Consider the following 22,399-nt stretch of genomic DNA (forward strand, 5'->3'; position numbering starts at 1 on the left):
TTACCCCAATAAATATTTTTTTTAATTTTTAATCTCTCCACTAAAGACAAGTCCTTTTTGTGCATCCATCGTAACAACAATACCATTTTTAAGTATCTCTAAAGCGTTTTTAGCATCGGTTATAACAGGAATGTCCAAAGCTGCCCCAACAATTACTGCATGAGAATTTTGCCCGCCTTCTTCTGTTATTATTCCAGCTGCTCTTTTCATATAAGGAATAAACTCATTAGTTGTCTGCGTTGTGACAATAATATCCCCATCTTCAAAGTTTTGCTTTAGCTCATTAAGATTTTTTGCAACACATACTCTTGCTGTCACTTTACCACTTCCCCAACCTCTTCCTTCAACCAACACATGACCAACAACGTGAACTTTGAGAATATTTGTAGTGCCACTTACACCAACTGGCACACCTGCTGTTATTACAACCAAATCACCATTTTTAACAATCTTTGATTTAACAGCAATCTCCACCGAATGGTCAAAGATATCGTCTGTAGAGTCTTTATACTCTGCCAAAAAAGGATAAACACCCCATGAAAGATTGAGCTGTCTTCTTACCTTCTCGCACGGTGTTGTTGCTATAATTGGGCAGGCAGGTCTGAATTTTGACACCATTCTCGCTGTGTTGCCTGACTTTGTCACAGTGATGATTGCCTTTGCTCCAAGATCATGCGCAGTTGTACAGGTAGCATGAGATATTGCATTTGTAACATTTACTGGCATGTCAAATACTTGGGATTGAAATCTCTTGATATAGTCTATCTGACTTTCTACCCTTTCAGCAATCTTTGACATTGTAGCAACACTTTCAACAGGATACTTGCCCATAGCTGTCTCACCAGAAAGCATTATTGCAGATGTTCCATCAAAGATTGCATTTGCAATATCGCTGACTTCTGCTCTTGTTGGGCGTGGGTTCCTTATCATTGACTCTAACATTTGGGTTGCAGTTATTACAGGCTTTCCTGCTTTATAACATTTTTCAATGAGCATCTTTTGCACAAGCGGCACTTCCTCAAATGGAAGTTCAACTCCCAAATCTCCTCTCGCAACCATAATTCCGTCAGCAACTCTTATTATCTCATCACAGTTTGCAACACCTTCTTGAGTTTCTATCTTTGCTATTATCAAAATGTCTTTGCCATTGTGTTTATTTAAAAATTCTCTTATTTCAACTACATCACTTGCTTTTCTTATAAAAGAAGCTGCCACAAAGTCAACATCGTTTTCAATTCCAAAGAGGATGTCTTCCTTGTCTTTTTGGGTCAGTGCAGGTAGTCTTATTGGTATCCCTGGTACGTTTACTCCCTTTTGATTTGTCAAAACCCCACCGTTTTTTACCTTGCAGATTATATTTTTATCTGTCTTGTCCTCAACAATAAGCTCAATCAGTCCATCGTCAATTAATATTTTATCACCCGGCTTAACATCTTCAACAAGTTCTTTGTAAGTTATGCTCACAATCTCTTCATTTCCTAATATTTCTTCGGTTGTGAGTGTGAATCTCTGTCCTTCTTTTAGCTCAACCTTACCGTCTTTGAAAAAACCAATCCTAATCTCTGGACCTTTTGTATCAAGCAGAATTGGAATTGGCTTATCAAGCTCTTCTCGTATCTTTTTTATCATATCAATCTTCTTTTTATGTTCTTCGTGGGTGCCATGTGAAAAATTAAGCCTTGCAACATCCATTCCATTTTCAATGAGCTTTCTTATAATCTCTTCTGAATCGGTTGCTGGCCCTAATGTACATATTATCTTTGTCTTTCTCAACTTTAAAACCTCCACAACTTCTTATAAAGACAAGATTGTAGCCAAGTCATACATGTACTCGTCAATGCTCTTTTGCATAGAAAGCGCCTCGTCAATATCATAGTCAACAATCTTTCCATCTTTTAGGGCAATTATCCTGTTCTTCTTTCCTTCTTTTATTACTTCAACAGCTCTTGCACCCATAAGGCTTGCCATGACCCTATCATATGCAGTTGGTGAGCCACCCCTTTGTATATAACCCAAAATTGTTGCTCTTGTTTCAATTCCTGTTGCCTCTTCAATCTCTTTTGCAAGTTCTGTTGCTCCACCAATTCCTTCTGCTAAGATAATTAAATTGTGAAGCTTTCCCTTGTTCTTACCATCAATAATTCTTCTTATTATCTCATCTTTATCTAAACCCTTTTCAGGTATTACAATGGATTCGGCCCCACCTGCAATACCACTATAAAGTGCAATGTAGCCTGCATGTCTTCCCATTACTTCTAATATGCTAACTCTCTCGTGAGAGGTTGCTGTGTCTCTAATCTTATTGATTGCGTCTTGTACAGTATTTAAAGCAGTGTCAAAACCAATTGTATAATCTGTACATGCAATGTCATTGTCAATTGTACCAGGAATACCAACTACATTTATTCCAAATTTGCTCAAATCTCTTGCTCCTCTAAAAGACCCATCTCCACCAATTACCACAAGAGCATCAATCTTGAATATTTTGCACATAGAGGCTGCTTTTTTCAGTCCGTTTTCTGTCATAAACTCTGGAGACCTCGCAGTCAAAAGTATTGTTCCACCACGCTGAATTATGTCAGACACTGATCTTAAATTCATCTCAAATATATCGCCTTCTATTAGCCCATTATATCCGCGCCTTATACCCATCACTCTAAAACCATAGTAAATCCCTGTCCTCACAACAGCTCTTATAGCTGCATTCATTCCAGGTGCGTCTCCGCCACTTGTAAGCACTCCTATTGTCTTCACTTCTGGCATATACAATACCCCTTTCCGTAAAATTTAAAATCCTTTTTCAATAATTATGTTATGTGCTTCATTGACATCTGTCTCAGGAACAATAATCTCAAAATACCCTTCTTGCCCCTCTTGCGAAATTGCTTTAACCTTTGCAAGTATTCCCACCTTTTCTAATTCTTCTTTTATTTTGTTGGCTATTTCACTGTTGGAGGTTATATATACAACTTCCCACATAAAAACACCTTCTAAATCATTTATTTTGGGATTCTGAAATCACAACCCCAAACTTGGTATAAATCTCTGCCTTGCCTCTTACCTTTATTGCTGAGGTCACCTCAGTAAACTGGGCAAGCAATACCTCACCACTGTCCAATTTTTCAGTATGGTGAAGTTTTGTGTCTTTTCCCCTTGTGAGACCTATTACATTTACTCCGTTCTCCAACGCTTTTACTACTATATAGTCACCATTCTTGTACTCGTATAAATTTTCGTTCATTATTGTTTCTCACCTCTTTTCAAATATTATAACAAAAATACCTAAAAATCAAGAATCTAAATCTTCAAGCCACACATTTTCTTCACCGAACCACTCTTTGAGCTGCTGTATTACAGTAGGATTTATATCTATGCACATGTTTGATTTTGAAACAAGTCTTTTTTGCTTGTAATAAAGAATGATTTTTGAACTGCCAGTAAAGAATCTGACAAATGAGGTAAACTTTTTAGATTTTAAAATAGAGTCCTCATCTGTTTTTATTGCAATTGCTTTATTGGAATTCTTTTGAGAAGATGATGTTTGTGCTTTTTCGCCCAGTCTGTCTATTTTTTGTGCAACAATTTTAACACCCTCGTCCTCTCTAAATGTAGCTTTGGCTTCAATCAAGACAATCGCATTCTCTTTAATCAAATGCGAATACTTCTCATAAACACTTGGAAAGAACAAAACCTCTAAAGTATCTGTCAAATCCTCAATTTTAGCAAACGCCATTGTTTGATTATTTTTGGTCAGCTTAATTTTCACTTCTTTTAATATCCCACAGACAAGTATTTGCTGGTACTTATATTCATCATCTTCTGTCATGTTAGAAAGTTCAGCTAAACTTACAACATTGTATTTTGAAATCAAATCTCCATACTTTTCTAGTGGATGACCACTTATGTAAATTCCTATTGTGTCCTTTTCCATTTGCAAAAGTTCTTCAGCTGTCGGTTCAGGAAGGTTTTTATAAGAAAACATCTCTGTTTTGTCCTCTGAAATCTCAAAAAACGTAACCTGATTTGCATTTTTCTTTTGAGATTGTTTAATTGTCAGAATATCTTCTACAGAAGCTAATAATGAATTTCTATTTATTTTAGTAAAATCGAAAGCACCACTTTTTATTAAGTTCTCAATAATTCTTTTGTTCACTGTATTATTATCTACCCTCATTACAAAATCATACAAATCTTTAAATTCTCCATTTTGTTCACGTTCTTTCAAAATATGAGAAATCACATTTTCACCCAAGCTTTTAATTGCCCTCAAGCCAAACCTGATACTATTTCCTTCAATTGTAAAATCATAACTACTTTTATTTATATCAGGTGGTAAAATTGAGATTCCAAACCTTCTGCACTCCTCAATATACATCCCAACCTTTTCATTTGAGTTCATCACACTGGTTATTAAACTTGTCATAAACTCAATTGTAAAGTATTTTTTTAGGTAAGCTGTCTGATATGCTAAAATAGCATATGCTGCTGCGTGAGATTTATTAAATGCATAGCTCGCGAAGTCTTCGATTATTTCAAATATCTTCTCAGCTGTCTGTCTATCAACACCATTTGCCACAGCTCCATCAATAAACCTGTCCTTCTCCTCCATCAAAATGTCAGCCTTTTTCTTTGCCATTGCACGTCTTACCAAGTCAGCTCTCCCAAGTGAATAACCTGCAAGTTCTCTAAATATTTGCATAACCTGTTCTTGGTAAACGATACACCCATATGTGACATTCAAAATTGGCTCAAGTTTGGGATGTAAATATTCTATTTTCTCTTTATTGTTTTTATTTTGGATATACACTGGGATCTGGTCCATGGGGCCCGGTCTAAAAAGGGATATACCTGCTATTACATCCTCTAAGTTCTCTGGTTTTAACTCTTTCATAAATTGTTTCATACCGCTGCTTTCAAGCTGGAACACTCCATTTGTATTTCCTTCAGAAATGAATTGGTAGACACTCCTGTCATTGTAGTCAATCTTGTCTAAGTCAATTTCAATCTTGCGATGTTTTTTTATAAGCTCTAAGGTATTTTGAATAACAGTAAGAGTCCTCAAACCCAAAAAGTCCATCTTTAAAAGTCCAAGCTCTTCTAAAGTGGTCATTGGGAATTGAGTAACTACGGCATCTTCTGTCCTTGCCAAAGGTACTAAATCAGTTATAGGACAACTTGATATAACAACTCCTGCTGCATGAACAGAAGTGTGGCGTGGCATTCCTTCAAGACTTCTTGCAGTGTCAATTATTCTTTTGACAGTCTCATTTTGCTCATAAATCTTTTTAAGGTCATGATTTACTTCAAGCGCCTTATCAATTGTCATACCTGGTGAAAAAGGTACCATCTTAGCAATTTCGTCCACTTGTGCATATGGTACACCAAGTACCCTTCCAACATCTCTTATTGAGGCTCTTGCCGCCATTGTACCAAATGTTATAATTTGGCTTACTCTGTCTTTTCCATACTTATTAGTGACATAGTCTATGACTTCTTGCCTTCGCTGATAACAAAAGTCAATGTCAATATCAGGCATAGACACTCTCTCGGGGTTTAAAAATCTTTCAAAAAGTAGGTTATACTTGATTGGGTCAACATTTGTGATTCCAAGGCAATACGCAACAATACTTCCTGCAGCAGACCCTCGCCCAGGCCCCACCATTATATTATTCTGCTTTGCATAGTTGATAAAATCATGAACAATCAAAAAGTACTCAGTAAAGCCCATATCTCTGATTACATTTAATTCCATTAAAAGCCTGTCATATGCAGCTTTGTTTTCTTTGGAATATCTTTTTTCAAACCCGGCAAATGCTAATTCCTTAAGATACTCAAATGCATCAGATTTTCCTTCTGGCAACTGAAATTTAGGAAGGTTAATCTTCCCAAATTCGAATTCAACATTACATTTCTCTGCAATTTCCAAAGTATTTTTAAGTGACTCAGGAATATATCCGAATACTTCTTCCATCTCTTGAGCAGATTTGAGATAAAACTCACTTGTAGGAAACTCCATTCTGTTACTATCATGTATTGTTTTCCCTGTTTGAATGCAAAGTAATATGTCATGAATCTCTCTGTCTTCCCTTTTTAGATAATGCACATCATTTGTTGCAACAACAGGAATTTGATATTTCTTGGATAGTCTTATAAGTTCACTATTCACAAACCTTTGCTCGTCAATCCCGTGATATTGAAGTTCAAAGTAAAAATTACAACCAAAGACATCCTTGTAAAAACCAATTGCATCCATTAGTTTTTCTTTTTGGTCTCTGAGAATAAATTTCGGTATCTCCCCAGCAAGACAGCTTGTTAGCGCAATCAAGCCTTTTGAATACTTTGAAAGTATTTCCCTGTCAACTCTTGGCTTATAATAAAAGCCTTCCACAAATCCAATTGAGACAATTTTTGAAAGGTTTTTATACCCTTCATTGTCCATAGCAAGAAGCACAAGATGGTAAATATCATTGTCAATATTTGGTTCTTTATCAAAACGTGAACGTGGAGCAAGATATACCTCACAGCCAATAATAGGCTTTATCCCGTTTTCTTTTGCTGCCTTGTAAAAGTCGACAACACCATACATTGCACCATGGTCTGTTATCGCAATACTGTGCATATTGAGCTGTTTTACCCTTTCAAATAAACTCTCTATACGAACAGCCCCGTCAAGCAAACTATACTCTGTATGTACATGAAGATGGACAAAGCTCATCTTATATTACACCTTTCTTGCCTTTAAAGTTCTATATCTTCTAAAACATCCACTATATAATAGTGAAAATTTAATGCCAAATCTATATCTTTTTTATACGGAAGTTTTCTACCTTCACTATCATAAAAGATTCTCACAATAGGGCGAGATGGAAATCTTGGATTGTTATGTACTACAATCCCCTTTTCTCTTGTGTTCAAAATCACAGGTGTTCCAACTTGGAATAATGATATAAATGTAACAAATTTTGATACTATATAGCTGTCAAAGTGAGTCGAACATGAATTCAATAGGTATTCAATTGCCATATGAGGTTTTAATCGTTTTCTGAACTCCCTGTCACTTACCAGTGCATCAAATACATCCACAACAGCAACAATTTTGGCCGTTTGTGGTATCTCATCCCTTGTCTTTCCAAATGGATAACCGCTTCCATCCAGTCTTTCATGATGATAAAGAGCAATTTCAGATACATGCTGGTCAAATTTGTACTCAGAGTTTAAGATATCATACCCCATAATTGTGTGCATTTTAATCATTTCGTATTCCTTTTCCTGAAGTGGACCTCTCTTACTTAATATATTTCTTGGAATTTTTACTTTACCTATATCATGCAGTAATGTACCCATTCCAAGGGATAGCAGTTTGTCATAGTCATAATTCAGCTTTATTCCAACAAGAAGGGCAAAGATGGTAGTGTTAAGTGAGTGAAAAAGGGTATAGTTTCCAACTGTCCTGATATCACAAAGGTTTAGTATAACTTCTTTTTGCTCAAGAAGCTGAGAAATTATCTTGCTAACAAGTACTTTTATCTCAGGGGTAATCTCTTGTGTATTGATATACTCTGCGCTGAAAGCAGAATTCACTACCTTAAATGCTTCTTCTTTAATCTCCTTTGTAATAACATCCTCTATTTCAACTATGTCAATGTTGTCATCCACGATGTATATATCATACACACCAAAATCCTTTAGCCTCTTTATCATATTGTTTGTAAGCTTCTGACCTGAAGCCACTAAAACCTTTCCATCCTCACTATATATGTCTTTTGCAAGCACCATATTCTCCTTGGCATTTTTAAGTAGTATCCTTCTCATTGTATTCTCCCCTATATTTGTTTTCTCTTGTCAAAATAAACCTATCTGTCACAATAACATCAAGCCTAACATCATGTCTTTCAGAAAGAATTTTTGGTACTTTTTGAAAATGATACGCTACCCCAACCTTTAAACAAGAAGGCCCCACCTCTTTTAAGAACCTGTCATAATACCCTTTGCCAAATCCTATTCTATTTAAACTTTTGTCAAAGGCTAATAGGGGAATTATACAAACGTCTATATCAGATGGATTTACCTCTATAGTTTCTTTTGGTTCAACAATCCCAAACCTGTTTCTTTTTAGTTTGCCATCTTTTCTATACTCTCCAGCAATCATTCTGATCCTGTCAACAATTTTGGGCACACAAATCCTTTTACCTTTTACAGAAAGGTAATTTATAATCCTGCTTGTATCAACTTCATATGGCAAGCTCATATATACAAACACTGTATTAAAGTTTAACTTTGAGAGAAATTTCTTTAAGTTTAAGTAGACTAATATATCAAGATGCAACTTTTGAAAATTACTTATCAGTCTTCTTCTAATTCCAATTATCTTTCTTATTTTTTTCTTTTGCAAGAGAAAATTCACCCTTTGCATTTTAATTTATCACATTTTTAATAAAAATTAAAATATCTTTTTTTCATAAGTAAAAATAGCCCTGAAAATTCAATCAGGGCTATTTTGATTAGTCTTCATTTACTACTTTTCTGTTTTTATAATACCCACAACTTGGACAAACTCTATGTGGAAGTTTCATCTCGTGGCACTGTGGACACTCAACAAGATTTGGCGCCTCAATTTTCCAATTTGCTCTATGCTTATGCGTTCTTTGCTTTGACCATCTTCTTTTTGGTTGAGCCAACTTTTTCACACCTCCCTTTTTTCATCTGTGTCAAGTTCGTTTATGAGTGTTTTTAGAACGCTCAGTCTTGGATCAATCTCATTCTTTTCACATGAGCATGAATTGAAATTGAGATTGGTACCGCAAATAGGGCATAACCCCTTGCAGTCTTCTTTACATAAATACTTCATTGGAAGATATAATACAATGGTTGCAATGACATTTTCATCAAATTCTATTACCTCATTTTCAAATTGAATTACATCATCATCTCGAACTTCTACTTTGTTCGAATATTCTTCATAAAATGGAACATCAACCTCAATGAAAGCATCCTCTGTACATCTGTAACAACTTGTCTTAAGTTTTGTTCTGATATTACCACTTACCTCAATTACATTTCCTTTCTTTGTTGCAATCCCATAAAAAATAACTGGTTCAACAAAGAATAAGGTATCACCCCTGAATTCTATCTTTTCCCATGTTTCACAAAATTCAAATTCTTCTGAATCACCATGTGATTTTAGTTTTGATACATCTAATCTCATCTTTAAGTCACCTCATATCATAACGGTTGTATTATAAACTTTTATTTGAGTTTTGTCAATTCTTTATTGAACTGTGATAGAATCCTTAATAGCTTCAAATATCTTATCCCCTATGCCATTTACATTTTTTATTTCTTCTATACTCTTAAACGGACCATGTTTTTGTCTATATTCTATTATCCTTTCTGCAAGTTTATCACCTATTCTATCAAGAGTCTTCAGCTCCTCTTTTGATGCGGTATTAATATTTATCTTACCACTTTGGCCTGACGAACTTGTACTGTTTTGTGCTACCTCAGAAGCCAGATTGCTTTGAGTCTGCATCTCACCAATTTTGGGAATGTAAATCTTCTGTCCATCCTGGATCTTTTCAGCAAGGTTTAAGCTATTTATATCACTGTTTGGTAAAACGCCACCAGCTACCTCTATTGCATCGTTTACTCTGCTACCACTCAGAAGCTCATAAACCCCAGGCTTTTTTACGTTGCCACAGACATACACTACACACTTTTGTTGTTCATAGGGTTTGTCTGTTTGCACATCTACCTTTTCTTGACTCTGTTCATCTATTGTCTGAGTGTCAAGCTTTATCTGCTGACCAAGATTTTCACTTGTATTTGTGTGTGTTACATATTGAAATATATTCAGTAGAAGAAGTACTACAATTATGGCAATCATTATCTTTTCTCTTTTTGAGAATGAAACCACAATTTCACCTTCCTTCTTTAGTCAAATGCAAAATAATGCTTAGGAATGTTCACAATTGACTTAATTTGTCTGTATAATATATACTTATTTTATCATACATATCAAAGGCTTTTAAAGGAGGCAACATGTTTTAATGACACAAAAGTCTAAAAAGGTTCCTTTTAGTTGCTTGAGGATTGCTTTACTAATCTTCTTAATTTTACTTATGCCAGTACCGGTTTATTCAAAAGAAGAAAGTAATACTTTATTACCAGATATAAGTGCCAAGTCGGCAATTCTCATTGAGGCAAACATAGGACAAATACTTTTTCAAAAGAATCCAAACTTAAGGTGCTTTCCAGCAAGCACAACCAAAATCCTAACAGCCCTTGTTGCACTCTCGAAGGAAAAAGACCTTGGCAAATTGTTCAAAGTTTCTAAAAACGCCATCATGATAGAGCCTGGTAGCAGCAGTTATTACCTAAACGAAGGCGAAATAATATCTTTTCAAGACGCACTTTATGCAATGCTTTTAATTTCCGCAAACGACGCTGCTAATGTGATTGCTGAAAATATATCTGGCAGCATACAAGAGTTTGTTAAAGAAATGAACCAGTTTGCTCTAAATATTGGTGCAAAGGACTCACACTTTGTAAATCCAAACGGGCTTCACAATCCACAGCATTACACAACAGCTTATGACCTGAGCTTAATTGCCCGGCAAGCTTATAAAAATGAAACTTTGCGAAGGATTGTATCAACAGTTGAATATAAAATTACAACAGCTTCTATGCACAAAAAACCCGATTGGCAGATTATATACAACATCAATAAGCTTTTACGTAAAAATTCAAAATATTATTACCCATACGCAAATGGTATGAAAACAGGCTACACTGCTCAAGCAAAAAGGTGCTTGATTGCCTCTGCTAAAAAAGATGATATAGACCTTATTGCAGTTATTTTATCCTCAGACGACGCTTTTGCTGATGCAATCAAACTTTTTGACTATGGTTTTAACAATTTCAGAAAAGAAGAGCTGTTTAAACAAAATCAGATTATTGGAAAAGTAATGGTGGACAAAGTTAATAAAAAGTGGATTGATGGTTATATCAAATCTTCATTTTATGTGCTAAAAAATAAAAACACAAATTCAAAAACCCAAGATATTACTTACCATATAACCTTTTTAAAAGACATTAAACCGCCAATAAACAAAGATACAGTAATTGGAAATGTATATATTTACAGTGCTGGTAACTTGCTTTCTTCAATCCCTATACTCTCATATGAAAGTTACATTCCTCAGTCAAAAGTTACATCAGTCATACATACTGTAAAAAAAGGGTTTGTCAAAGGAATGAAGTTTTTATTTGATTTTCTCTTAGCTGTTGTAGGATTAATATTTATTTTCGCAATAGCAACTATAATAAGACTTAGAAGAAAAAGAGTAAAACTCAGATTAAGGTCAACAAAGACAATAGACTTTTCTTCATTTCCAAACAAAAAGCTAAAATAAAAAGAGGGTCATCGATCTTGACCCTCTTTTCTTTATTTTATGACAATGTTAACAAGTCTATTTTTAACATATATAAACTTCACAATCTCTTTTCCTTCTAAAAGAGTTTTAATTTTCTCATCATTCATGATCTTCTGTTTCAGTTCCTCTTCAGAGATATCAACAGGAATGTCAAATCTTGTTCTGACTTTACCGTTTATTTGAACAGCTATCTCAACATTCTTTCTAACAAGCGCACTTTCATCATATTCAGGCCATGAAACATCTTCGATGTCCCCTTCAAACCCCATAATCTCCCATAGTTCACATGCTATATGAGGCGTAAATGGGTATATTAAAATTAAAAGGTTCTTTAGTGTTTTCATAATTAGTTCTCTATTTAAACTGCCTTTCTCTTTATAGTCATACAAGAAGTTCAAAAGCTCCATTATACTACTAATTGCAGTATTGAAATTAAACCTCTCACCTATGTCCTCAGTAACCTTTTTAATAGTGTAATTTAGCCTATAATTAAGTTCCTCGTCAAGCTCAGACTGACCAGTTGAAATGCTTTCAGAAAGCTTATCTTTTAGTTCAATGTAAAGTCTCCAAAGCCTATTTAAGAATCTAAAACATCCTTCAACGCCCTGGTCTGACCACTCTAAGTCTCTTTCTGGTGGCGCTGCAAAAAGGATAAATAACCTTGCCGTATCAGCTCCATACTTTTCAATTATATCTTCAGGGCTGACAATGTTACCAAGAGATTTTGACATCTTCGCACCATCTTTTAACACCATACCTTGGGTCAAAAGATTCTTAAATGGCTCTTCAAATGACACATAGCCCAGGTCGTAAAGCACTTTTGTAAAGAACCTCGAATATAAAAGATGTAGTATAGCATGCTCCACTCCACCAATGTATTGGTCAACAGGAAGCCAATAGTCTACAAGCGACTTTTCAAATGGTTTTTCACAATTTTGGGGGTCTGTATATCTAAAGTAGTACCAAGATGAACATATAAAGGTGTCCATTGTATCAGTTTCTCTTCTTGCAGGTTTTCCACATTTTGGACAGGTTGTTTTTACAAACTCCTCACAATAAGCAAGCGGTGACTGGCCTGTTGGCTTGAACTCAACATTGTATGGCAAAAGTACTGGCAATTCCTCTTCTGGAACAGGTACAATTCCACAGTCATCACAGTATATAATAGGAATTGGTGCACCCCAATAACGCTGACGAGAAATTAGCCAATCTCTTAGTTTATAAGTAACACAAGCCTTGCCATAACCCTTTTCTTCAAGGTATTCTGTAATCTTTTTCATAGCCTCTGTGTTCTTTAGTCCGTCAAACCTACCCGAATTAATTAAAATTCCTTCCCCTTCATAAGCGCTTTGAAGATTTTGTATGTCAACTTCATCACCTTTGATGACAACCTTTATGGGTAGGTTATATTTTTTTGCAAAGTCAAAGTCTCTTTGGTCATGAGCAGGAACACCCATTACTGCACCTGTTCCATAGTCCACAAGTACATAATTTGCAATCCAAATAGGCACCTTTTCTCCTGTCAGCGGATGTATAGCATACCCACCTGTGAACCTTCCTTCTTTTTCCGTCTCTGTTGATGTCCTCTCAATTTCGTTTAGATACTGCATCTTCTCAATAAATTCAAGACATTCCTTCTCTTGTGGTTTTCCTGCAATTATCTCTTTTGTTAGTGGATGTTCTGGTGCCAAAACCAAGTATGTCACACCAAAAAGTGTATCAGGTCTTGTTGTGAAAACCTTTATTCTCTTACCAAGACCGTCTATTTCAAATTCAATCTCTGCGCCTTCACTTCTTCCAATCCAGTTTCTCTGCATAATCTTGACTTTCTCAGGCCAACCATCAAGTTTTTCTATATCGCGAAGAAGTCTTTCTGCATATTTGGTTATTCTAAAGAACCACTGTTCTAAGTCCTTTTTACCAACAAGAGATTTACACCTTTCGCACCTTCCGTTTACAACTTGTTCATTTGCCAGAACTGTTTCACAGGACGGACACCAGTTAACATACGACCTTTTTCTGTATGCAAGTCCGGCTTTGTAAAATTGCAAAAACATCCACTGTGTCCATTTGTAATAGTCAGGGTGGCATGTAGCAACCTCTCTGTCCCAGTCATAGCTTATGCCAAGCTCTTTTAGCTGTCTTTTCATGTTTTCAATGTTTGACCATGTCCAATCAGAAGGATGGATTCCATGTTTAATAGCAGCATTTTCTGCGGGCAGTCCAAAAGCATCCCAGCCCATTGGATGCAATACATTATATCCTTTGAGCCTCATAAACCGTGCAAAAACATCCCCAATTGAATAATTTCTTACATGTCCCATATGGAGTTTCCCTGAAGGATATGGAAACATCTCAAGCACGTAATACTTTGGTTTTGGACTGTCTTCTGTAACTTTGTACTTGTTTTGTGAAAACCATTTTTGCTGCCATTTTTTTTCAATTTCTCTGAAATTGTATTCCATAAAACATACCCCCATTAATCTTATCTTTTGAGTACTTTAAAAAACTATATTGCTATTTCCACCTTCGGAGCATCTATCCATAGCCTTTCTAAATTATAAAATTCTCTTTCTTTTTCATGAAAAATATGAAGAATTACATCTCCATAATCAACAACAACCCATCTATAACTCTCTCTTCCTTCAATTCTGAGGATATCAGCAGGAGACTTTTCTTCTATCTCATCAACAAGTGCCTTGACATGCTGGATATTTGAAGCGCTGCATATTATGAAGTAGTCTGCTATTATTGTAAGCTTTGATATATCCAAAACTACAATGTCTTGGGCCTTTTTTTGACTAAGAATCCTTACAATTTGAAGTATCTTTTCCAATTTAATTTTGTCACCCCTTTTTTAGTTTACTTAACTTTAATATACACATCAAATTTGTCACTGTAATCAGGAGAATATACAACTTGATAAGTGGAAAGGTCAATGTCATTTTTTAATAACTCTAAGTATTTTCTATTTACTCTTTTTAACTCAACCTCGCTGCTTTCAAGCTTACTTACCCTTCCAAGATTAACATTTGAATATCCTTTTGACTCAAGGTCATTTTTAAGCTGGGTTGCTTTATCATCAAATGACCCTGATAAGATTTTTATCTTCATACTATCTTTTAACACCTCAGGTTCATTCAAATCATCAATTAAAGCTTTACATTTTTCTTCATTTAAGATGTAATAAGAGACTCTGTCAATATACTTAGGATACCCTGGTAAGATTGTCATCATGATATTTTGTGTATTGAACTTTCCAACATTTTGTATAAACCACATTATTTCATTTTTCGTAAAATTATGGTCAGTATATTTAGAAACTGTCTGGACAATTAGTGGAAGTCTTACTATGTTTTGTGGTTTTAACATCTTTTCAATGAGGGCATATAAAAGTTTTCTTTGCATCTCTATGCGTCCTAAATCGCCGCCTCTACCATATTCTTTGCCATTTGAGTTGTGTCTCCAGCGCAAAAACTCCACAGCCTTTTTGCCATCAAGATGCTGAAGACCAGCAGGGATATTAATATAAAGCTCTTTGCCAGGTGTTGTGTCAACATAATAAAGGTGGAATGGTACCTCAACATCAACACCGCCAACCAAATCCACTATCTTTTCAACAGCCTCATAGTTTACAACCACGTACTTGTCAATCTTTATACCAAGAACATCCTCTACTGTTTTTACAGCAAGCTTTGATTTCCCATAGGCATAAGCAGCATTTATCTTTGAATACCCTTTTATCCCCTCAACTTTTACTCTTGTATCTCTTGGTATTGAAATTACAATTGGTTGAAAGTCTTTTTGTATATGAACAAGCATTATTGTATCTGACCTTCCACCCTGCTTTTCATCACATCCCAGAACAAGAATATTCATAGGAAGCTTGTCTTCTATATCAGCAGGCTCAGTGTTTGTTACCTTTTCAATAATGTTGCTCAAAATTGGAGGTAATGTCTTTGTTTGTTTAATATATAATGCAGTTGCTAAGATACCTATAAGCACAATAGCAACTGTTATCAGAAAAGAACTTAAAAATATCTTTGCCTGTTTTTTAAGTCGTATCCTCTTCAACTGTCTTCCCCGCTTTCTTTGAGAATTAACTGATTTCTTGCAAAAATAGTAGAAGGATGTATAAGTCCGCCTTTTTCAATTACATACTTGATAGTGTTGTCCATGGCCATAACTACTGCCTTGTCAAGATTCTCAAATGATTTCTTTCTAATAAGCTCGACCGATTTGAATTTTCTTGATGGTTCAATTAAATCAGCAACATAGATGATTTTTTCTAATTTTGTCATATTCTCTCTTCCTGTCGTATGATATGCTATAGAGTTCAATATATCACTATCATAAATTCCAAAAAGTTCCTTTGCAAGATAACATCCTGCCGGGCCGTGTAAAAGCTCTGGCTGACTTATCATTATGTTATCTATAACTATACCAGATTTGAAAGCACAATTCAACAACTCTTCTTTTTTGAGGCACTTTGCACAGTCATGAACAAGCCCTGCAATCATCGCCTTTTGAACATCTTCATCAAATCTTTTGGCTAACATCATTGCACAGTCCATTGTCCCAAGTGAATGGACAAACCTTTGCTCATCCAAAAGTTCTTTCAGTTTCTCTTTGATTGTATCAATATTCACTCTTTATAAAGCCCCTTTCTTATTATATATTCTTCCACTTTTGGATGCACCATATATCTTATGCTTTTATTCTCTCTTATCAGTCTTCTAATCTCTGTCGAAGAAATGTCAATAATAGGCATATCTATCAGAACCATTTTTGCACTAAACTGTATACCAAGCTCTTCAATTTGTCTTCTTATCAAAGTTGTATCCCTTTCTCTTGGCAAAACAATAATAGGAAATTTTTTTAAAATCTCTTCTGCCCTGTACCATTTAATAATTTCAAAAAGATTGTCGCTTCCTAGTATGAAATACACTTTCTCATAAGAGGTGGCAAAGTAGTTTAAGGTATTTATAGTCCAGCTCGGCTCTTTATTCTTTATTTCAAAATCGCTTATTTCAAAGTCTGGATTATCTTCAATTGAAAGTTTTACCATTTCAAATCTGTCTTCAGGCAATGCGATATCAACATTTTTATGCGGTGGTACACCATTGGGTACAAAAATAACCCTGTCAACCTCAGAAAAATTTTTAACATACTGTGCCATAATCAAATGTCCTATATGAATAGGATTAAATGTTCCACCAAAGATAGCTACTTTCATTTAAAAGCTCCTTGAATTTATAAGCATATCTAAGATATTATAATAAAATAAATCCTTTTAAATCTCAAGAAAATTAAAGAAAGAACTGTTGAATAATTATTCATTTGGGTGTATAATTTTATAAAAATCTATAAAGTGAGGGGAATTGAAGATGCAACTTAACAAAGTAGTGCTCGCCTATTCAGGTGGGCTTGATACATCTGTTATAATACCATGGCTAAAAGAAAACTTCAGCTGTGAGGTTATTGCAGTTGTAGTGGATGTTGACCAAGAAGATGACTTTGAGGCCATAAAAGAAAGAGCCTATAAAACTGGTGCATCAAAGGTTTATATTGAAGATGCCAAAGAGGAATTTGTAAAGGAATATATATTCCCTACTCTAAAAGCTGGTGCAGTTTATGAAGGAAAATATCTTCTTGGCACGTCAATGGCAAGACCACTAATTGCAAAAAAGCTTGTTGAGATTGCTAAAAAGGAAAATGCTGATGCAATAGCTCACGGTGCCACAGGCAAAGGTAATGACCAGGTAAGATTTGAGGTGACAATAAAGGCACTTATGCCAAATATAAAAATAATTGCTCCTTGGAGAATGTGGAACTTAAAATCACGTGAAGACGAGCTAAATTACCTTGCTCAAAAGGGTATAGACATTCCTTTTAAAAAGGAAGAAAGCTATAGTATGGACGGGAATATATGGCATCTTTCACATGAAGGACTCGATTTAGAAGATCCTTGGAATATGCCCAATTTTGATAAAGTGCTAAAGATTACTAAAAATCCTATTTCATTAAACGACCAGCCAGAGATTATAGAAATAGAATTTGAAAAAGGTGTTCCTGTAAAGGTAAATGGCAAAGAAATGAATTGTGTTGAGCTTTTAAAGTATTTAAACAAAATAGCTGCAAATCATGGAATTGGCATTGCTGACATAGTTGAAAACAGGCTTGTTGGAATGAAATCGCGCGGCGTGTATGAAACACCTGGCGGGACAATCTTGCACTATGCTCATAGAGAATTAGAATATCTTTGCCTTGACAGAGCTACTTTGCATTTTAAAGAGATGGTAGCTATCAGATTTGCTGAACTTGTTTATGATGGGCTTTGGTTCTCACCTTTAAGAGAAGCACTTTCAGCATTTGTTGACAAAACCCAAGAAGTTGTAAATGGTACAGTAAAACTTGTGTTGTACAGAGGTAATATTTACTCTGCTGGTTCAAAATCACCAAATTCACTGTACATCAAAGACCTTGCAACATTTGAAGAAGACCAGATGTACAACCAAAAAGATGCAGAAGGCTTTATAAATCTTTTTGGCCTACCTTTGAGAGTATATGGTATGGTAAACAAAAAGGAGGATGAGTAAAATTAAGCTTTGGGAAGGAAGATTCTCAAAATCTACATCAGAGATCTTTGATCAGTTTAACGCTTCTATTTTTACTGATATAAAGCTTTTTGAATATGATATAATTGGTTCTATAGCTCATGTTAAAATGCTTGCAAAATGTAATATCATCAGTAAAGATGAGGCAAAATTAATTGAAACAACTTTACATCAAATATTAGAAGATTTTAAATCAGGAATAATAGAATATAAAGTTTCTGATGAAGATGTTCATATGTTAATTGAAAAAGAGCTAATAAAAAGAATAGGAGAAGTTGGTAAAAAGGTTCATACAGCAAGAAGCAGAAATGACCAAGTTACACTTGATGAAAGGTTATTTTGTCGTGAAAAGAACTTATATCTTCAAGAGCTGGTAAAAAGGTTGATAAATACTATCATAAAATTGGCTGAAGAAAATATAGATGTAATTATGCCAGGATATACACACCTTCAAAAGGCACAGCCAATACTTTTTTCTCACTACATTCTCGCATATGCACAGATGCTGAAAAGAGATTTGTTAAGATTAAAACAGAATTTTAATATAACAAATCAAAATCCCCTTGGAGTTGCTGCTTTGGCAGGAACAACATTTGACATAGATAGGTTTTTTGTAGCAAACCAGCTTGGCTTTGAAAGTATAACAGAAAATAGCATTGATACTGTATCTGATAGAGATTTTATTCTTGAAATGTTATTCATTTGTGCTATGATTCAGATGCATCTTTCTCGACTTGCAGAAGATTTTATTATATTTAATACCGATGAATTCAAATTTATTGAACTTGATGATAGTTTCTGTTCAGGCAGTAGCATAATGCCTCAAAAGAAAAATCCCGACGCTCTGGAGCTTATCCGTGGCAAGACAGGAAGAGTATACGCAAACTTGATTGGACTATTGACAGTACTAAAAGGTCTTCCACTTTCATATAATAAGGATTTGCAGGAAGATAAGGAATTTTTATTTGATTCTATTGAAACAGTAGAAATGAGTTTAATAGTAATAAATGAAATACTTAAAACTCTTAAAATTAACAAAGAAAATATGGTTAATTCCTGCAAATCTGGATTTATAAATGCAACAGACCTTGCAGATTATTTGGTAACAAAAGGCATTCCTTTTAGAGATGCACATTTTATTGTAGGAAACATTGTAAAGTACTGCATTGAAAGCGGCAAAACATTGGAAGACTTATCGTTAGAGGAATATAAAAGATTTTGTGAGAAGATTCAAGAGGATGTATATCAATTTATAAAGATTGAAACCTGCGTAAATCGCAGAAAAAGCTATGGCGGAACTTCGCTGGAGAGTGTAAGAAAGCAAATTGATAATATAAAGGAATTTTTGAAAAACTTAGAATAATACATTGAAAATGAATTAGATTTAAGGTGGGTGTTCAAGGTGGATGTTGGACATTCACCTTTTTTTTGCTTTTTGTAGCCAGAATCTATTTAGATTTTCAAGAAAGACTATACAAAAGTATAGTTGACAAAATATTAATAGTGGTATATAGTTATAGTAAGAAAATCCAAATATTTGATAGTATAAAGGAGGCGTTTTGCCATGTTGTTTAGTACTTTCATTAATAGTTCTTAGGTATTAATAATGCCCTCCAGTTTATTTGTACAAATGTATGTTAAATAGCCGTTTACAAAAAGGTGGGAAGAGAAGAGGCGAGTCAAAACAATCTCAAACTATCCATGGAATACAATGTCCGATTTCATATATATAAAGTAAAACTATCAATAATTTATTTAGGGAAGTGATAGAAATGATGATAATGCCTTTATGTTATCAACAGTACATGCTACATTACTCTAAAATTACTAAACATGATAAAAGACAAGAAATTTCTAATACATTTGTGATAAGAAATAATGATAAAACAAATAATTCTTCAGATATCTGGAATGAATTGTCAAGCAAATATAACATCAGAAATGCTTCTTTTAGTGATATTAAAAATATTTCTTATCAGCTGTATAAAGCAGGACAGATTTCTCTATTGAATCACGGAATTTTAACTTTTGATCCAAGTGAGTCACCTCAAAGAATAAAACCAAATATTTTCCTGACACAACCCGATAGGGATGGTAGAATGGATTGGATTGCTGAATATGAGGCAAGAGTAAATAGAGATTTAAAAATAGGAAATACAACTGGTTATTTAAATAATATGTGCATACTAAATATTTTAAAACAGCTTTTATGAAGACTATCTTTTATTAACTAAAAGAATTTTTGGGATATATATAGAGAGATATCATCTTTTGAAATTAAAGAGTTTTCTAAATCTTGAGAAAGTAGAGATAGAAAGCACTTTTTTGAAATTACAGAAGGTGCAAAGTTCATGTGATTTAAAGAAGATGGCGAAAAGCTTAAGTGATGGTATTGAGTTTAAGGATTTTTTGGATGAAGAAAGCAGATAGCAATAGACTCTAAAGAGAAAACTCTGTGTTTACCTAAGTATTTTTAGTAAGCTTTGCTTTGTAGAAAGATTCAGGGATGAATTAAGACAGGTCGATGAATTTTTCGCACAAGCCCAGGAGGCTCTCTGGCAAGTAAAGAGCCGAGGCCTTTATATGGGAATAGAGGTCTAAGAAAGAAAGTTGTTTAGGTTTGTTGTTAAATATTTGCATTTCCTTTTTATAGTAGCATATTTGTTTTAAATGAACAAGAACTATTTAATCAAAATCTCATTAAAGGATTAAAAGCAATATGGGCTGGATATAAAGCTGATACTGAAGATAGAGAAAAATATAATGATTCAGTATTACACAATGGCAATGGCGATGCATTTAGACATGCATATTGGAATGCATTAATGGTTAAGTATATTGATTATAGCTGGGCTTATGATTGGGCAACAGCTCATGAAGAAGGCGCTACTGGACAGCCTGCTATAGAAAAAGAAATGGATTTATATAATAATATGATGGGTCGAACGTTAGTGCTCGGTAATGAATCAAAATCTGATGAAGAAATTGCCGATATAATACAAAATGCAGTTAGAAACGGAAAGATGAAAAGAATTGTAGATAATAAATTAGTTCCAACTAACTCTGAAGGAGAGAAGTAATCATGAAAAAAGTTGCATTAATAAATCTAATAATTATGATTTTAATTCTTCTGTCGCTCATGTTTTTTTTGTTTGAATTTAATGGAAAATATAGTTTAGTTGCTCACAGTGAAGGATTAAAATATATTGATATAAACTGGTTTAGAATAAAAATTGTTGGTACGTCTGCTCAGGTTGTCATTAACTATCCTTTTTATGTAACTTGTGTAGCTATCCTAATAAATTTAGGTATTCTTATCTATTGTTTTGTAAAAAATAAAAATTGATTTTGTTAATTCTTTTATCAAATGTTTTGTATCAAGATAACTTAAAGTTTCTAAACTCATAAAAATGAGAAAGGTGGCAGTTCGGAATTTGCAACTGTCACCTTTTTTCATCATCTTTACTTTTAATACTTATGCAAATCCTTCAACTTCAACAGCTTTCTCGTAAGTAAATGGAAAAGTTGATCCGAATCCCTATACAAAAGTATAGTTAACAAAATATTAATGATAATACATAGTCATGGTTAGATATCTAAATATTTGTATAGTAGAAAGGAGACTTTTTGTCATGTTGTTTTATACTTTCATTAGATGAGATATTGCTGATATTATTCAAAACGCAGTAAGAAGTGAGCAGATGAAAAGAATTGTAGATAATAAATTAGTACCTACAAATTCTGAATGAGAGAAGTTAATTAAATAATGTTTAGAAGGTGAGCATTTTTATGAAAATCTCTCTTAGAAAATTTTTAAAATATTGCTTGATTTTAATTTTAATTGGAAGCTTAACTCTAACTGTATTGTCACTTTGGTTTTTAAATTACACCATAAAAGGAGTAATGTTGAAAAATGGCATAAAAGAAAATAATATAATTTTTAGTATTGAAAGAAATCAATGGAGGATATTTTTATTTGAACAACGTACAAATAATACAAGATATGTAGGGTTTCTTAGTATAGTAAAACAAGGTAACAGACGATATAACGCAACTAAGATCTTGTTGCCTGTAATTTCAGAGAAAACAATTGTTTGTGCTAATTATAGTGATATCAAAAATGGCCTTCCGGAAATAGCCACAGTAGTAGGAGGAGTTGTCAAAATAAATAGAAATAAAGATACAAACGTAAATATTCTTATAACCTACCCTGATAACACTAAAAAAATTAAAAAAGTGGATAAACAAAAGAAAGTGGAAGATCATCTTTACTTTATTTGTGACACTGGATATCAAACAACGCTTTCCTCATATGGTGTTATAATTAATGAAGGAGATAAGCAACAATGA

The 22,399-nt window shown here is 34.1% G+C and carries 22 protein-coding genes and 1 pseudogene; 7 read left to right on the top strand and 16 right to left on the bottom strand.

Features of this window, described 5'->3' with window-relative positions; all coding sequences use genetic code 11:
- Positions 1-21 precede the first annotated feature (21 nt).
- The 10 genes from pyk to ELD05_RS07190 form a co-directional block, all read right to left on the bottom strand.
- Positions 22-1,773: a pyruvate kinase gene (gene pyk, locus ELD05_RS07145; protein ID WP_127351893.1), complete on the bottom strand. Its 1,752-nt coding sequence runs from the start codon at positions 1,771-1,773 to the stop codon at positions 22-24.
- A gap of 21 nt (positions 1,774-1,794) precedes the next feature.
- The gene (pfkA, locus tag ELD05_RS07150; RefSeq protein WP_011917349.1) at positions 1,795-2,763 is read right to left on the bottom strand and encodes a 6-phosphofructokinase; all 969 of its coding nucleotides are present in this window, start codon (positions 2,761-2,763) and stop codon (positions 1,795-1,797) included.
- A gap of 24 nt (positions 2,764-2,787) precedes the next feature.
- A complete protein-coding gene (locus ELD05_RS07155; protein WP_011917348.1) occupies positions 2,788-2,979 on the bottom strand; it encodes a hypothetical protein in 192 nt (63 codons plus the stop codon).
- A gap of 16 nt (positions 2,980-2,995) precedes the next feature.
- Entirely contained in the window at positions 2,996-3,241 is a 246-nt protein-coding gene (mtrB, locus tag ELD05_RS07160; protein WP_011917347.1) for a trp RNA-binding attenuation protein MtrB, read from the bottom strand.
- A 48-nt stretch (positions 3,242-3,289) separates the two neighbouring features.
- On the bottom strand, positions 3,290-6,715 hold the full coding sequence (locus tag ELD05_RS07165) for a DNA polymerase III subunit alpha (RefSeq protein ID WP_127351894.1): 3,426 nt from the start codon (positions 6,713-6,715) through the stop codon (positions 3,290-3,292).
- Between the two features lie 23 nt (positions 6,716-6,738).
- Positions 6,739-7,812 carry an HD-GYP domain-containing protein gene (locus tag ELD05_RS07170; protein WP_127351895.1) on the bottom strand — a complete coding sequence of 358 codons (1,074 nt, stop codon included), beginning with the start codon at positions 7,810-7,812 and terminating at the stop codon, positions 6,739-6,741.
- A complete protein-coding gene (locus ELD05_RS07175; RefSeq protein ID WP_127351896.1) occupies positions 7,793-8,392 on the bottom strand; it encodes a 5-formyltetrahydrofolate cyclo-ligase in 600 nt (199 codons plus the stop codon). Before ELD05_RS07175 ends, ELD05_RS07170 begins: the two co-directional genes overlap by 20 nt.
- Before the next feature lie 109 nt (positions 8,393-8,501).
- Positions 8,502-8,678, bottom strand: coding sequence for a 50S ribosomal protein L32 (rpmF, locus tag ELD05_RS07180; RefSeq protein WP_011917343.1), 177 nt, complete (start codon positions 8,676-8,678; stop codon positions 8,502-8,504).
- Between the two features lie 5 nt (positions 8,679-8,683).
- Entirely contained in the window at positions 8,684-9,205 is a 522-nt protein-coding gene (locus ELD05_RS07185) for a YceD family protein (RefSeq protein WP_127351897.1), read from the bottom strand.
- A 63-nt stretch (positions 9,206-9,268) separates the two neighbouring features.
- Positions 9,269-9,913 (bottom strand): helix-hairpin-helix domain-containing protein, encoded by a 645-nt coding sequence (locus tag ELD05_RS07190; protein ID WP_127351898.1) that lies wholly within the window; start codon positions 9,911-9,913, stop codon positions 9,269-9,271.
- 133 nt (positions 9,914-10,046) lie between these two features.
- Here ELD05_RS07190 and ELD05_RS07195 point away from each other — a divergent pair, with 133 nt between their 5' ends.
- Complete coding sequence (locus tag ELD05_RS07195; RefSeq protein WP_127351899.1) at positions 10,047-11,411, top strand: D-alanyl-D-alanine carboxypeptidase family protein; 1,365 nt, start codon at positions 10,047-10,049, stop codon at positions 11,409-11,411.
- A gap of 32 nt (positions 11,412-11,443) precedes the next feature.
- On the opposite strand, the gene leuS is transcribed toward ELD05_RS07195, so the two are convergent.
- Genes leuS through nadD form a run of 5 tightly spaced genes read right to left on the bottom strand, consistent with a single transcriptional unit; the run spans position 11,444 to position 16,668 of the window.
- Entirely contained in the window at positions 11,444-13,897 is a 2,454-nt protein-coding gene (gene leuS / locus ELD05_RS07200; RefSeq protein ID WP_127351900.1) for a leucine--tRNA ligase, read from the bottom strand.
- Between the two features lie 44 nt (positions 13,898-13,941).
- A complete protein-coding gene (rsfS, locus tag ELD05_RS07205; protein WP_011917337.1) occupies positions 13,942-14,268 on the bottom strand; it encodes a ribosome silencing factor in 327 nt (108 codons plus the stop codon).
- Between the two features lie 26 nt (positions 14,269-14,294).
- Positions 14,295-15,506 carry an LCP family protein gene (locus ELD05_RS07210; protein ID WP_127351901.1) on the bottom strand — a complete coding sequence of 404 codons (1,212 nt, stop codon included), beginning with the start codon at positions 15,504-15,506 and terminating at the stop codon, positions 14,295-14,297.
- Complete coding sequence (gene yqeK / locus ELD05_RS07215; protein WP_127351902.1) at positions 15,503-16,081, bottom strand: bis(5'-nucleosyl)-tetraphosphatase (symmetrical) YqeK; 579 nt, start codon at positions 16,079-16,081, stop codon at positions 15,503-15,505. Before yqeK ends, ELD05_RS07210 begins: the two co-directional genes overlap by 4 nt.
- Complete coding sequence (nadD, locus tag ELD05_RS07220; protein ID WP_127351903.1) at positions 16,078-16,668, bottom strand: nicotinate-nucleotide adenylyltransferase; 591 nt, start codon at positions 16,666-16,668, stop codon at positions 16,078-16,080. The genes yqeK and nadD overlap by 4 nt, the downstream gene beginning before the upstream one ends.
- Before the next feature lie 151 nt (positions 16,669-16,819).
- Here nadD and ELD05_RS07225 point away from each other — a divergent pair, with 151 nt between their 5' ends.
- The 3 genes from ELD05_RS07225 to ELD05_RS07235 all read left to right on the top strand — a co-directional run bounded on the left by ELD05_RS07225 (position 16,820) and on the right by ELD05_RS07235 (position 20,262).
- Positions 16,820-18,031: an argininosuccinate synthase gene (locus ELD05_RS07225; protein ID WP_127351904.1), complete on the top strand. Its 1,212-nt coding sequence runs from the start codon at positions 16,820-16,822 to the stop codon at positions 18,029-18,031.
- Positions 18,024-19,412, top strand: a complete 1,389-nt coding sequence (gene argH / locus ELD05_RS07230; RefSeq protein ID WP_127351905.1) for an argininosuccinate lyase — start codon at positions 18,024-18,026, stop codon at positions 19,410-19,412. Before ELD05_RS07225 ends, argH begins: the two co-directional genes overlap by 8 nt.
- A gap of 409 nt (positions 19,413-19,821) precedes the next feature.
- On the top strand, positions 19,822-20,262 hold the full coding sequence (locus ELD05_RS07235; RefSeq protein ID WP_127351906.1) for a hypothetical protein: 441 nt from the start codon (positions 19,822-19,824) through the stop codon (positions 20,260-20,262).
- A gap of 66 nt (positions 20,263-20,328) precedes the next feature.
- Here ELD05_RS07235 and ELD05_RS14430 read toward each other — a convergent pair.
- Positions 20,329-20,683, bottom strand: a pseudogene (locus ELD05_RS14430) (ISNCY family transposase); the annotation flags it as partial.
- A 23-nt stretch (positions 20,684-20,706) separates the two neighbouring features.
- Between ELD05_RS14430 and ELD05_RS15000 the strand changes: the two are divergent.
- The 3 genes from ELD05_RS15000 to ELD05_RS07255 all read left to right on the top strand — a co-directional run bounded on the left by ELD05_RS15000 (position 20,707) and on the right by ELD05_RS07255 (position 22,399).
- Positions 20,707-21,129: a DUF6973 domain-containing protein gene (locus tag ELD05_RS15000; RefSeq protein ID WP_408609373.1), complete on the top strand. Its 423-nt coding sequence runs from the start codon at positions 20,707-20,709 to the stop codon at positions 21,127-21,129.
- A 2-nt stretch (positions 21,130-21,131) separates the two neighbouring features.
- Positions 21,132-21,395, top strand: coding sequence for a hypothetical protein (locus ELD05_RS07250; RefSeq protein ID WP_039766552.1), 264 nt, complete (start codon positions 21,132-21,134; stop codon positions 21,393-21,395).
- A gap of 443 nt (positions 21,396-21,838) precedes the next feature.
- Positions 21,839-22,399, top strand: a complete 561-nt coding sequence (locus ELD05_RS07255) for a hypothetical protein (protein ID WP_127351907.1) — start codon at positions 21,839-21,841, stop codon at positions 22,397-22,399.

The sequence above is a fragment of the Caldicellulosiruptor changbaiensis genome, assembly GCF_003999255.1.
GTDB lineage: Bacteria > Bacillota > Thermoanaerobacteria > Caldicellulosiruptorales > Caldicellulosiruptoraceae > Caldicellulosiruptor > Caldicellulosiruptor changbaiensis.